General features: G+C 36.1%; 11 protein-coding genes and 1 tRNA gene. 7 read left to right on the forward strand and 5 right to left on the reverse strand.

What is annotated here, in order from left to right; all coding sequences use genetic code 11:
- Positions 1–14: 14 nt before the first annotated feature.
- The 5 genes from RHO14_02415 to RHO14_02435 form a co-directional block, all read right to left on the reverse strand.
- Complete coding sequence (locus RHO14_02415) at positions 15–896, reverse strand: aldolase/citrate lyase family protein (protein ID WVD71661.1); 882 nt, start codon at positions 894–896, stop codon at positions 15–17.
- Complete coding sequence (citD, locus tag RHO14_02420) at positions 893–1,183, reverse strand: citrate lyase acyl carrier protein (protein WVD71662.1); 291 nt, start codon at positions 1,181–1,183, stop codon at positions 893–895. Before citD ends, RHO14_02415 begins: the two co-directional genes overlap by 4 nt.
- On the reverse strand, positions 1,170–2,216 hold the full coding sequence (gene citC, locus RHO14_02425; protein ID WVD71663.1) for a [citrate (pro-3S)-lyase] ligase: 1,047 nt from the start codon (positions 2,214–2,216) through the stop codon (positions 1,170–1,172). The genes citD and citC overlap by 14 nt, the downstream gene beginning before the upstream one ends.
- Before the next feature lie 68 nt (positions 2,217–2,284).
- Positions 2,285–3,136 carry a fumarylacetoacetate hydrolase family protein gene (locus tag RHO14_02430; protein WVD71664.1) on the reverse strand — a complete coding sequence of 284 codons (852 nt, stop codon included), beginning with the start codon at positions 3,134–3,136 and terminating at the stop codon, positions 2,285–2,287.
- Between the two features lie 58 nt (positions 3,137–3,194).
- Positions 3,195–4,187, reverse strand: coding sequence for an AEC family transporter (locus tag RHO14_02435; protein WVD71665.1), 993 nt, complete (start codon positions 4,185–4,187; stop codon positions 3,195–3,197).
- A 483-nt stretch (positions 4,188–4,670) separates the two neighbouring features.
- On the opposite strand from RHO14_02435, the gene RHO14_02440 reads away from it, so the two are divergent.
- From RHO14_02440 to RHO14_02470, 7 genes are all read left to right on the forward strand, one after another.
- The gene (locus RHO14_02440; GenBank protein ID WVD71666.1) at positions 4,671–5,360 is read left to right on the forward strand and encodes a response regulator; all 690 of its coding nucleotides are present in this window, start codon (positions 4,671–4,673) and stop codon (positions 5,358–5,360) included.
- 144 nt (positions 5,361–5,504) lie between these two features.
- Positions 5,505–5,581, forward strand: a tRNA-Met gene (locus RHO14_02445).
- A gap of 188 nt (positions 5,582–5,769) precedes the next feature.
- Positions 5,770–6,225, forward strand: coding sequence for a ribosome maturation factor RimP (gene rimP / locus RHO14_02450; protein ID WVD71667.1), 456 nt, complete (start codon positions 5,770–5,772; stop codon positions 6,223–6,225).
- A 26-nt stretch (positions 6,226–6,251) separates the two neighbouring features.
- Positions 6,252–7,730, forward strand: coding sequence for a transcription termination factor NusA (gene nusA / locus RHO14_02455; GenBank protein ID WVD71668.1), 1,479 nt, complete (start codon positions 6,252–6,254; stop codon positions 7,728–7,730).
- A gap of 29 nt (positions 7,731–7,759) precedes the next feature.
- Positions 7,760–10,423, forward strand: coding sequence for a translation initiation factor IF-2 (infB, locus tag RHO14_02460; GenBank protein WVD71669.1), 2,664 nt, complete (start codon positions 7,760–7,762; stop codon positions 10,421–10,423).
- A gap of 88 nt (positions 10,424–10,511) precedes the next feature.
- Positions 10,512–10,892 (forward strand): 30S ribosome-binding factor RbfA, encoded by a 381-nt coding sequence (gene rbfA / locus RHO14_02465; GenBank protein WVD71670.1) that lies wholly within the window; start codon positions 10,512–10,514, stop codon positions 10,890–10,892.
- Positions 10,893–11,096: 204 nt separating this feature from the next.
- On the forward strand, positions 11,097–13,373 hold the full coding sequence (locus RHO14_02470; GenBank protein ID WVD71671.1) for an autotransporter outer membrane beta-barrel domain-containing protein: 2,277 nt from the start codon (positions 11,097–11,099) through the stop codon (positions 13,371–13,373).
- Positions 13,374–13,391 lie beyond the last annotated feature (18 nt).

Consider the following 13,391-nt stretch of genomic DNA (forward strand, 5'->3'; position numbering starts at 1 on the left):
ATCATTTGCCCATTTTATTGACGGACGCCAGAGGCTTCATAACGAGATATCACTCTACGGGCTGAATTAATGATAGGATTATCGATCATTTTACCATCTAAGGAGATGACACCTAAACCTCTCTTTTCGCCTTCCTCTGCCGCAGCAATTACTTGCCTTGCATAATCGACTTCTTCCTGAGTTGGTGAATAGGCATTGTGTAATGGTAAAATTTGGCGAGGATTAATAAGTGATTTACCGTTAAAGCCAAGATGTCTAATCAATTCAACCTCTTTTAAGAAGCCCTCATCATTATCGACGTCAGAGTAAACTGCATCAAATGCATCAATACCTGCAACGCGAGCGGCATGTAGCACCGCGCATCTCGCATAAAAAAGTTCAGATCCATCGCCACGCTGGGTTTGCATATCAACTAGATAATCAAATGCCGCAATCGCAATACCGATAAGGCGAGGCGATGATTGTGCAATTGATACTGCATTGACAACACCTATCGCTGATTCAATTGCCGCGACAATTTTGGTGGAACCAATTGCACGGCCACACTCTTTTTCAATGCGTTCTATATGTACTTCCAACTCATGAATTTCTTCAGCTGAATCAGTTTTTGGTAGACGAATTGCATCAACGCCCCCCCAAATTGCAGCCTCAAGATCTTTTAAACCAAATTCAGTTTTTAGGGAATTGATTCGAACAATAGTTTCTATGCCGAACTCTTTGTAAATAGGTAATTGTAAGGCGTGAAAGACTAATAATCGAGCACTATCTTTTTCCCTTAAAGAAACCGCATCTTCTAAGTCGAACATTATTGAATCGGGTTTATAAACAAATGCGGTTGATAGCATGGCTGCATTAGAACCCGGTAAAAATAGCATACTCCGACGTAATTTATTCATTTCAGCGTTCTCCAGTTTAACTCGTTTACTTCAGAGCCACGCAGCACCGCAACTTCTACTCGCGCCTTAATTACACAATCAAGTGCACCTTTGTCCTCAATAATAATTAACCCTTCAGTTAAGCCTAATTTTTTTAGTGTATCTTCAACTATTATGGTAATTTGATCGCCGAATTGATGTATTACATCACTGTGAATAACGATTTCCAGTTGTTTTTGGGGAGATACCTTTACTTGTAAGTCACTTGATTCAAGTGTGCCTGCAATAGCATCTTTAACGATTTTCATAATACCTCTCTGTATTTTTTACATAATTATTTTGTAGAAAATTCCATGTTGTCTCAGGGACTAATTCCTTTATTTCATTTATTTTATTTTCATTTAGTAAGCGCCTAACTGCTGTTGCAGAAATAGCGACGCCATTAGTATGTTTACGTTCGATTTCGATAAGATCAATCTTAGGTGTCATTGTCTGATATTGGTTTAACCAATACTTCATACCTTGATTGTATTTGTTTGTTATTGGCGAAAAAGGTTCTGTGCCAACAAAACGATGGGTTATATTGAGCGAGGGTGCTATATAATTTCTAAACAATAGCAGGTCAATCCCCGTATTTGCATGCTCAATATCTGCTTTTTCTTTTAAAAAATAATTAGGAAAGGTTGCTTGTGAGACAATATATTCAGAGCTTGAAAGTACTGAAACATTAGCTATTTTAGCGGTGCCAGCTTGTACGAGATTAAAGCGATCTTTAAAGGAAAATAGTGAATTTTCCTCACTCACCACAAAAATATATAACCAATCACACTCCTTGGCAGCAAATTCAACTAAGTATTGGTGTCCAAGGGTAAAAGGATTAGCATTCATTACGATACTACCAATTTTTTTACCTGAGTGTTGGTTGTTTGATAGTTCTTTACAATAATGAGCTATTCCGACCGGAGTATTTTCCATCAAAGTTGCTAAATCTGGAACGACAACCAATGGGTAAAAGCCACACTCGTTGAATATACGAATATTTTCTGGCTTTGTGTAGAGGAATAAGTGAAAAATACCTTTATCTGCCGCATAATTTATTATTTCATTAAGGAGCTGATTAGATAAGTTTTCTCCTCTATATTTAGGATCAATCGCAATGCATTTGATAATATTATGGTAAAGCCCCGTACTAGCAATAATTTGATTTTTATTGGCATAGGCAACAACAAATAAATCAATATTCGAGTCCAACTGCAAATTACACAATTCTAGTAAGTTTTTTACATCATTAAGTGATTTTGCACTGTTGTCTAATATTGCAAATTTAATATCAGTATTCATTGTCTCACTTCATTTTCTCTAATCTATTAATGGCTTATCGCTATTTAATAATCCTTTTTTGAAAAGCATTATTTATTGCATCTGGTTTCATCAACGATAAAATTAGTTAAACGACCTATTTTTTCTATTTCAACTTCAATACAATCGCCTGCTTTCATAAAGAGTGGTGGTATTCGTTTTTTACCTACACCACCAGGTGAGCCAGTAATTATAACGTCGCCAGCAGATAGTGCTGTAAATGAACTTATATATGCAATTAGCTCAGGAATTTTATGGATGAGATTACTTGTATTATCATGTTGTACTCTATTACCATTTAAATAGGTAGAAATGACTAAATTAGCCGGATCTGGTATTTCATCTGTTGTTGTTAGGCATGGTCCAAACCCACCTGTTTGAGGCCAATTTTTCCCTGCTGTAAACCAAGTATGTTGCCAATCTCGAACTGAGCCATCCATGTAGCAGCTATAACCGGCAACATGAGAAAGTGCATCTTTTTCGCTAATATGAATGCCATCTTTACCTATGATAACGGCAAGTTCACCTTCATAATCAAACTCATTAGTAATAGCAGGTTTAATTACTGGGCATTTATGACCGGTTTGTGAATCAGCGAAGCGAACAAAAAGTGTCGGTGCAGGATCGGTTTGATCAAACTCTAAACGTTTATCTGCATAATTCATTCCTACACATAAAATCTTGTTGGGATGAGTTATGAGTGGTAAATAATTAATTTCTTCTTCAGTAAAATCAGGTCTTTCATTTGAATAACTTTGTGCGTGTTTAAGTGCACCACCTGAAATTAAAGATTTTAAATCTGGAAATTGTTGGCCTAACCTTGTTGTTAAATCAATAATACCTTGTTGAGTCAAAATACCGTAGTGTTCTTGTCTATTGTAACTATAACTAATGAACTTCATGAATAATGCCTTAATAACACATAACTAAAAAAATTTTTTATAATATTTAAAAACGAATCTAAATAATCCCTGGGATAGTAAACTTCATTATTAAAAGTAGTGATGGTAGAATTATCACTGATAATGCAGTTGATGCTAGAAAAATACTTGATGCTTCTTTTTGCTGAACATTCCAGTTATAAGCTAAAATAACCGCGGTTGATGCCGTAGGCATTGCTAATAAGAATACTAATTCTTCAGCTTCCATTCCTGATATACCAAAAAGATGTACAACGATTAACGCAACGATTGGCGTAAAAAATGATTTCAAAATAATATTAATAACTAATGCTTTATCAAATGTTATTTTTACACCATATACTCCAACGCCAACGGCAATTAGAGATATAAAATTACATGCACCAGACATAATCCCTGCAGTATTTAAAACAAAATCAGGTACCCAAGTCGTTCCATCAGATTTAGTTGTTATGCTTACGATTAGCCCTAGAATGACGGCTAAGAACATCGGTTTCATCACTGAATGTTTAACTGCATTTAACACCATCATGCCACTTACACTTTTGCCTGATAGCTTAGCATCACAAAATTCAAGTAGAAAAATAGTGACAGGTATTAAAGTGAGTGCAACAACAAAATTGGCTACAGCAACAGATATCGTTGATGAAGCACCTAATAGTAATGTTAAGAATGGTACTCCCATTCCTCCCATATTAGGGAAGCAACATAGCATTGATTGCATTGTACTTTCTTTAAGTGGACTATGAAGAATATACTTATTTACGAAAAAGCAGACTATCCAAATACAAAACATAGTACAAAAGAAAGCAATCATCCAATTTCCATTGAATATTTCAGATGGTTTGGCGTGAGAAGTATGGACAAACAACAATGCTGGAAAAACAAAATTAGAGACGAGGCCAGAAAGAAGTTTTTTAGAGTCTTTACTAAAAATACCTTTATGGACGCAAAACCATCCAAGAAAAATTAATATAAAAACTGGCAAACACGAATTAACTACTTGCCATATGGCCGACCAATACAAGTCCATTTCTGACCTCTCATTATTATTATATCTAGTTTATTTATTACTTTTTTGTTTCGATATTCTATGCCTGATCTAAAAAGGATAGAAAAATTTTTGGCGGTTTTTATGAATTAAATGTTTTTACATGATGTTATTAATTGTTTTTTATTAATTATTTTTTTAATTTTTATACTCGCATTGTATAAGCGGTTAATTATTTGGCTATTTTTCATTTAATTAATGTTAATTTTATACATTAAATGCTAAAGATGAATGGCTTATTTAAACTCCCTGCATTACACATGGTATAATTGATTCGTAGCAATCATTTATTGACCAAAACACCCTCCTAAATGAGAGATCATGGTATAGGATTTTGCTTTTATCTCTTAATCAAACCAATGTTACGATCTGTGGTGGCTATATTTTTATAACTAAATATTGAATATAAGAAATTGCAGTAATGAATTCTTATTCGTTATTGTGATTTTTGAAGGAATTAAAGAAATGATGCAACCAATAGATGTCCTTATTGTTGAGGATGAAATTATGCTTGCTGAGGTATATGTTGAAATTATACAACGGATACCGCATTTTCGAGTTGTTGGTATTGCCTCCTCATTAAAAGAAGCAAAACAGCTAATGCTTGAATTAAAACCTCATCTAGTTTTATTGGATAATTATTTGCCAGATGGTCAGGGGATAACGTTACTTGAAAGTATCGTTGCCCTTAATTTAGATAGTTACGTGATTTTTATTACGGCAGCGATTGATATGGATGTTTGTGGTGAAGCAATTAGGTTTGGGGCATTCGATTATATAATTAAACCTTTATTTTACGAACGATTAGAATATTCTTTAAGTAAGTTTGATCATTTTATCCATACTAAAAATAATACTAAGAATTTAAATCAGCGAAAGATAGATGAGTTATTTAATTTTCAAGTAAAAGATTTTTCAGATCAAAATAAGCCAATAAAAGGGATCGATGAGGTTACTTTACAAAGTATTCAAGATTTTTTTAGTGAAGCACCAACTAAACCATTTTCAGCTGAAACCGTAGCAAAAGAACTCGGTATCAGTAAAACAACTGCTCGTCGATACCTTGAGCATTGCCTAAAAATTAAGTTTTTAACGATCAAATCCTCTTATGGTCATATTGGGCGCCCAGAGCGTTCCTATATAAGAACATGGTAGGCTTATTTGTATAATTTACTATGCACGTTCATAATCAATGATAAGATTAAAACGAAAGATAAGCTATTTTCGTTGCTATGTTTCTGTTATCAAAATTAGTGTTTGCTTTTTAAATGGAAATGCGTATAATCTTTTGCTATCTGACGCGGGGTGGAGCAGCTTGGTAGCTCGTCGGGCTCATAACCCGAAGGTCGTTGGTTCAAATCCAGCCCCCGCAACCACTTGAATTTTCTATTTACGATATATCGTAGTTAATTCGGTAAAGTGGCTTCATTACAGGAATTTAAATGTAGCCTCGCTAGTCGGGGCTTTTTTACGCTTATAAAAGCGTATTTATATTTAATTAATCAAACAATAAGTTGGGCTATATGCCCTTTTTTATTTTGTTAGTTATATCACGGAGGTTTATTTGGCTAGTTTAGAACAACGATTAGAAGATATCATTCGCGCTCCTATTATGGCGCTTGGATTTGAACTTGTCGGCGTTGAATATATTCGAAGCCGTAATCCGGTATTACGAATTTACATCGATAGTGATGATGGTATTACTGTCGATAATTGTGCTGATGTAAGTCGCCAGGTTAGTGCTGTGCTTGATGTCGAAGATCCGATCACAACAGCTTATAGCTTAGAAGTTTCGTCTCCTGGAATGGATAGACCATTATTTACCCTCGAGCATTATCGTCGTTTCCTCGGTGAGGAGATTACGATTTCATTACGTATTGCCATTGCCAATAGACGTAATTGGAAAGGAAGTATTAAAGCTATTGATGATAATGAAATGATCACACTTACTATTGATGGTAAAGATGAAGTATTTGCTTTAAGTAATATTCAAAAAGCTAATATTGTGCCTAAATTTTAGACTAAATTTAAAAAAGGTAACACAGGATGAATAAAGAAATTTTAGCGGTTGTTGAAGCGGTATCTAATGAAAAAGCTCTATCACGAGAGAAAATTTTTGAGGCTTTAGAATCAGCATTAGCAACAGCAACAAAAAAGAAACGAAATGGGCAAGATATTGATGTTATTGTTAAAATTGACCATAAAACAGGTGATTATGATACTTTTCGTCGTTGGTTAATTGTTGATGAAGTGACTCAGCCGTTTCGTGAAATCACTTTAGACGCTGCGCAATATGATGAGCCTTCAAAAAAATTAGGCGATTATGTTGAGGAGCAAATTGAATCTGTCACATTTGACCGAATTACCACACAAACAGCAAAACAAGTGATTGTACAAAAAGTACGAGAAGCTGAGCGTGCGATGATTATTAACATGTTTCGTCATCGTATTGGCGAAATTGTTACAGGTATTGTTAAAAAGACCAACCGTGATAGCGTAATTTTAGACTTAGGTAGTAATGCCGATGCCATGATGGCGCGCGAAGACATGTTACCGCGTGAGAATTTCCGTATTGGTGATCGTGTGCGCGGAATTTTATATATTGTTGAGAATGAAAATAAACCAGCTCAGCTCTATATTAGTCGTTCAAATCCACAAATGATGGAAGAGTTATTCCGTATTGAAGTGCCTGAAATTGGCGAAGAAATGATCGATATCAAAGGTGTTGCGCGTGATCCTGGATCTCGAGCTAAAATTGCAGTAAAAAGTAACGATCGTCGTATTGATCCTGTCGGTGCATGTGTTGGTATGCGTGGTGCACGTGTTCAAGCTGTTTCTAATGAATTTGGTGGCGAAAGAATCGATATTGTATTATGGGATGATAACCCTGCTCAGTATGTTATCAATGCAATGGCTCCAGCTGATGTTGTTTCGATTGTTGTTGATGAAGATAAGCACACTATGGACATTGCTGTGCTCGAAGATAATTTGCCGCAAGCGATTGGCCGTAATGGTCAAAATATTCGTTTAGCATCACAGCTAACTGGCTGGACATTAAATGTCATGACGACAGATGCTTTGCAAGAAAAACATTATGCTGAGTCGTTTTCTGCGATTAAAAATTTAATGAAGCATCTTGATATAGAAGAAGACTTGGCGACATTATTAGTTGAGGAAGGATTTACAAGTTTAGAGGAACTTGCTTATGTTCCTGTTGATGAACTATTGGAAATTGAAGCCCTAGACGAAGACCTAGTTGAAGCCTTAAGAAGCAGAGCTAAAGGCGCTCTAACAACCTTAGCATTAGCAAATAGTGGTAATAAGCAACCAGCAGCAGATTTATTAGGGTTAGCGGGAATGACGCAAGAACTTGCTTATAAATTAGCAGCGCATGATGTCGTTACACTAGAAGATCTTGCTGAACAAGGAACTGACGATCTGTTAGATATTGAAGGGCTAACAAATGAAAAAGCAGGAGAGCTGATTATGAAAGCTCGTAATATTTGTTGGTTTGCAAATGAATAATTAAACGTAACAGGAAGGGACAGTAACACATGACTAAAGTATCAATAGAAACCCTAGCACAAGAGATCAAAACTCCAGTTGACACCCTGTTGCAGCAGTTTGCTGATGCCGGTATAGAAAAAAGTGCATCAGACTTTGTTAGCCAAAAAGAAAAAGAAGCGTTACTTGCGCATTTGAATCCACAAAAAGGGCCAACAAAGTTGACTGTACAACGTAAAACGCACTCGACTTTGAACGTTCAGGGTTCAGGTGGTAAAAGTAAAGAAGTCAAGATTGAAGTTCGGAAAAAACGAACCTTTGTTAAACGAGATCCAGCAGAAATAGCTGCTGAACAGGAAAAAGCACGTTTGGAAGCAGAACAAAAAGCAGCGGCAGAAAAAGCTCTACTAGAAGCTCAAGCTAAGGCTAAGCAGCAAGAAGAAGAGCGAAAACGCCTAGAGAAAGAACAAGAAGAGAAGCAAAAGCAAGCAGCTATTGCTAAAGCAAATGCTGAAAAAGAAGCCGCATTAGATCCGAAAGCTAAAAAGATAGCTGAAGAAAAAGCGCGCTTAGAAGCTGAAGCAAATGAAATTAAGCGTAAGGCTGAGGAAGAAAATCGTCGTAAGCTTGAAGAAGATGCTAAACGTATGGTAGAGGAAGCACGTAAGTTAGCCGAGCAGTATAATAAAGATGGCACAGAACCTGAACGTGGCCCTGAAGATGAAGATTACCATCTGACAACTTCTGTTTATGCAAGAGCGGCAGAAGATGACAATGATCGTGAAGTTGAAAGCGGTCGAGCTCATGGTCGGGGTAGTAAAGTCGCTAAACAGAAAAAAGGTAGTAAACTTTCTGAAAGTAAGGCTGAACGTGAAGAAGCGAAGGCGATCACTCGTAGCGGCCATAAGAAGAAAGGTAAAAGTACAATTCAACAAGGTTTTAACAAACCAGTTCAAGCTGTTAACCGAGATGTTATTATCGGCGAAACGGTAACCGTTGCAGAGCTTGCTAATAAAATGGCCGTCAAAGGTTCTGAAGTCATTAAAACTATGATGAAAATGGGTGCGATGGCGACGATTAATCAGGTAATTGATCAAGAAACAGCGCAGCTTGTTGCTGAAGAAATGGGGCATAAAGTCGTATTGCGCCGTGAAAATGAATTAGAAGAATCACTAATGAGCGACCGTGATACGGGGGCTGAAAAAGTATCAAGAGCACCTGTTGTTACTATCATGGGGCACGTTGATCATGGTAAAACATCATTACTAGATTATATTCGTAAAGCAAAAGTTGCTTCGGGTGAAGCTGGTGGTATTACGCAGCATATTGGTGCTTACCATGTTAAAACTGAAAATGGGGATATTACATTTTTAGATACCCCGGGTCATGCGGCTTTTACCTCAATGCGTGCTCGCGGAGCGAAAGCAACTGATATCGTTGTTCTTGTGGTTGCAGCTGATGATGGTGTTATGCCACAAACAATTGAAGCTATTCAGCATGCGAAAGCGGCTAATGTGCCAATTGTTGTTGCGGTAAATAAAATTGATAAAACTGACGCTGATCCCGATCGTGTTAAAGGTGAATTAGCTCAATATGGTGTTATGTCAGATGATTGGGGCGGTGATGCACAGTTTGTTCATGTATCGGCTAAAGCTGGGACAGGTATCGATCAATTACTTGAAGCTATCTTATTACAAGCTGAAGTACTAGAGCTAACCGCTATTGATACAGGAATGGCAAGTGGTGTTGTGATTGAATCTTTCTTAGATAAAGGTCGAGGCCCTGTTGCTACAGTTTTAGTCCAATCAGGTACATTACATAAGGGCGATATTGTTCTTTGTGGTTTTGAATACGGACGTATTCGAGCGATGCGTAATGAACTTGGTAAAGAGATCATTGAAGCCGGCCCATCTATGCCTGTTGAAATTTTAGGATTATCTGGTGTACCATCTGCGGGTGATGAGGCAACGGTTGTTCGTGACGAGAAGAAAGCTCGAGAAGTTGCACTTTATCGACAAGGTAAATTCCGTGATGTTAAACTTGCTCGCCAGCAAAAAGCTAAACTTGAGAACATGTTCACTAATATGACTGACGGTGATGTTTCTGAGTTAAACATTGTTATTAAAGCCGATGTTCAGGGTTCTGTTGAAGCTATTTGCGATGCATTAGTTAACCTATCGACAGATGAAGTTAAAGTGAAAATCATTGGTTCTGGCGTTGGTGGAATTACTGAAACTGATGCATCTCTTGCTGCTGCATCAAATGCGATTATTCTTGGCTTTAACGTTCGTGCAGATGCTTCTGCTCGTAAAGTGATTGAATCAGAAAACCTTGATTTACGTTATTACTCTGTTATTTATGATTTAATTGATGAAGTTAAACAAGCAATGAGCGGAATGCTTGCGCCAGAATATAAACAACAAATCATTGGTCTTGCTGAAGTACGTGATGTATTTAAATCACCGAAATTTGGTGCGATTGCAGGTTGTATGGTTACTGAAGGTGTCGTTAAACGTCATAACCCAATTCGTGTCTTACGTGATAATGTCGTTATTTACGAAGGTGAGTTAGAGTCATTACGTCGCTTTAAAGATGACGTGAATGAAGTCCGTAATGGCATGGAATGCGGTATCGGTGTACGTAATTACAACGATGTTCGCGTTGGTGATTCGATAGAAGTCTTTGAAATTATCGAAATTAAACGTACTATTTAATAAAAATTAGTCGTTAGTTTTTTGTAGCCCTTGCGGCAATGCATCGCATTGTAACGAGGGCTTTTTAAATAAAAGAGAGGATTTTTATATGGCAAAATCATTTAGTCGTCCACAAAGAGTTGGGCATGAACTACAAAAAGAGATTGCGATAATATTGCAAAGAGAGATTAAAGATCCTCGATTAGGCATGGTTACCGTATCGAGTGTTGAACTATCTCGAGATTTATCATACGCTAAAGTCTTTGTAACATTTCTTAACGATAAAGAGCCTGATGTTGTGACTCAGGGGCTAAAGGTTCTTAATGATGCAACGGGATATATTCGTTCATTGGTTGGTAAAGCAATGCAATTAAGAATTATTCCTGAATTAAAGTTTGCTTATGATCAATCCTTAGTTGAAGGAATGCGTATGTCAAATTTAGTTACTGAAGTCATAAATAAAGATGAAAACCGCCGTAATCGTGATTAATTGATTAAAATATAACCTGAAATATTATTTATTCAGGTTATACCTTTCTTATCGCTTAGCTTTATTTTTTCTCACCATATTAATAACCCTCATTATTGAAGAATTTTGTAAATTTCAGTCTATTCTCCTAGATAAATATCTTTTTTTATATTATATTGCGTAAAAATATTACCAATAATGGTATAAAATAAAAAAGGTAACATGATGAAAAATAATTATAAATGCAAATTTATATCGTTAGCTATTGTATCCATTTTGTACATGAATAATCTTAATGCAGCAGTAATTAACATGACGGATAGTGACTTTCCTACCTCCAAGGTTGTAGCTAATACTGATGATATTACTATTAGTACAACATCAAATGGCATCCTTACCCCACATATTAATACGATGATTAATGGCCTCAATACGATGGCTAATGGCCTCGTAGGAATATCTGCTACCGGCAATCATCACCTTACGATAAACAGCAGTGATACCTTTGGTATCCATTCTGATATTTTTGATGCTGCTCATACTAATCCTCAAAATACTTTTTCGGGCATTCATGTGGCAAATGGAGGAGTATTTACTGGTAATGGTAATATTGATATCAATATTAATATGGGCACAGGTGTTTACGTTGCCAGTGAAGGACGTGCTATTTTTAATGGAAAACTTAATATTCAATCTTCTGGATATAATTCAATAGGTATTCGCGCTTATAGCTCATCAACTATAGCATCAAATGGCCAATTTAACGGTGAAGTTACTATCGTATCACAGGGCGATAACAGCATTGGGATCTCTAGCCAAATTACGAATTCAAATGGGACTCCATCTTCGTTATTTTTTGATAAAAAAGTAAACGTAATAATGAATGGCAATGGTTCAACAGGTATTATAGTTCAAGACCCAACCCCCACGACTAACCAAGCTTCTATCTATTTTAAAGAGGGATTAGATTTGTACGTGGCAAATGGTGTTGGTATTTTTTCTCAGCGAGATAGCCATGCTATTCAAATTGAGGGAAACAGTCGTTTAGTCGCAATAAACGATACCGTGCTTAAATCATCAGCTGGCTCAATTGCGGTTAATGACCGGGCTGATATTCAAGGTAATATTGAAGCATATAATGCTGGTGTGGTTAGTTTAAATCTATCAAGTAATTCGAGTATAATTGGAATATTAAATAATTATAGCGATCCTACAATTGGGCAACCTCAAATAGCGGGTAGTATTTATGTTAATTTTACAGGCTCAGGTAGTCACTGGGCGATCACCGATAGCTCGGTGATTAGTTCACTTGCAGGGCAAGGGCATCTTACCTTTAATAATTATAAGATTGGCACATATTTATCAATAGCTGATAGTAATGGTGCAAGCGGTAATCATACTGTTGAAGTGCTCGATTCTGGCAGCAACATTAATAATGATGCTAACGGTGTAACGCTTATCTCCACACATGGAGGAAATGCATTATTTAGCATGCCAACATTAGCAAATATTGGTGCATATCAATACGATATTCAAAAAATCGGTAATAACTGGCAATTAGCAAAGGCACGATCATTTTCATTAACGACAAATAATGCAGTAAACAGTTTAAGAGCTGGATATTTGATGAATTATAATGAAAATCAAAGTTTATTACAGCGAATGGGTGAATTAAGAAATACAAACTCTGGTGGTGATTTATGGGCGAAAATTTTAGCAGGAAAAAATAAAGTTGATGGTAATAGTCAATTATCTGCATTTGATCAAAAGTTTTATGGTATTCAAGTCGGTACAGATACCCGCAAAATAATAAATGAAAATGCTGATTTTTATTTAGGATTAGCATTTGGTTACACCCATAGTGATCAAGATTTCTCTAAAGGTGATGGTAATATTGATTCATATTATTTCAATGCTTATGGTTCATATACCAATACTAATGGTCTTTACCTTGATAGTGTTATTAAACTCGGTTGGCAAAAACAAGATTTTAGCTTACAAGATAACCAAAATAATACTGTAACTGGTGATACTGATAGTAGTATTTTTGGTTTAAGTGCAGAGCTTGGCTATAAATATTACTTGGCAAGTGAGCAAAAAATGGGGTGGTTTACTCAGCCTTCTGTACAACTCGCTTACAGTCAAGTAGATAGTGATACCTTTACGGCAAGTAATGGGCAAAAAATTAATTTTGATAGTTATTCATCCGTTTTAGGTAAAGCTGGGCTTATGATTGGTTATGACTTTTCGCAATCATCGAGCAATCCATTTAATGTCTACTTAAAAACGAATTATTTCCATGAATTTTCAGGCGATTTAGATGGAAAGATCAATAATGAAAGAATCAAGACTGATTTAGGTAGCAACTGGTGGAACTATGGTATTGGTTTTAATGCTCAAGTTAAAAATGTACATAATATCTATTTTGATATTGACCAATCGCGAGGAGCTGATTTTAAACAGCTTTGGAAATTAAATATTGGATATCGTTACCAGTGGTAGTATGAAAGTGTATAATAG

It is taken from the genome of Orbaceae bacterium lpD04 (genome assembly GCA_036251935.1).
In the GTDB taxonomy this organism is placed as follows: Bacteria; Pseudomonadota; Gammaproteobacteria; order Enterobacterales; family Orbaceae; genus Orbus; species Orbus wheelerorum.

What these genes read in the sequence shown, in the direction of transcription:
- infB (WVD71669.1), top strand. Translation starts at nt 7,760, where the DNA reads ATGACTAAAGTATCAATAGAAACCCTAGCACAAGAGATCAAAACTCCA.
- citD (WVD71662.1), bottom strand. Translation starts at nt 1,183, where the DNA reads ATGAAAATCGTTAAAGATGCTATTGCAGGCACACTTGAATCAAGTGAC.
- citC (WVD71663.1), bottom strand. Translation starts at nt 2,216, where the DNA reads ATGAATACTGATATTAAATTTGCAATATTAGACAACAGTGCAAAATCA.
- RHO14_02440 (WVD71666.1), top strand. Translation starts at nt 4,671, where the DNA reads ATGATGCAACCAATAGATGTCCTTATTGTTGAGGATGAAATTATGCTT.
- rbfA (WVD71670.1), top strand. Translation starts at nt 10,512, where the DNA reads ATGGCAAAATCATTTAGTCGTCCACAAAGAGTTGGGCATGAACTACAA.
- RHO14_02430 (WVD71664.1), bottom strand. Translation starts at nt 3,136, where the DNA reads ATGAAGTTCATTAGTTATAGTTACAATAGACAAGAACACTACGGTATT.
- RHO14_02415 (WVD71661.1), bottom strand. Translation starts at nt 896, where the DNA reads ATGAATAAATTACGTCGGAGTATGCTATTTTTACCGGGTTCTAATGCA.
- RHO14_02470 (WVD71671.1), top strand. Translation starts at nt 11,097, where the DNA reads ATGAAAAATAATTATAAATGCAAATTTATATCGTTAGCTATTGTATCC.
- RHO14_02435 (WVD71665.1), bottom strand. Translation starts at nt 4,187, where the DNA reads ATGGACTTGTATTGGTCGGCCATATGGCAAGTAGTTAATTCGTGTTTG.
- nusA (WVD71668.1), top strand. Translation starts at nt 6,252, where the DNA reads ATGAATAAAGAAATTTTAGCGGTTGTTGAAGCGGTATCTAATGAAAAA.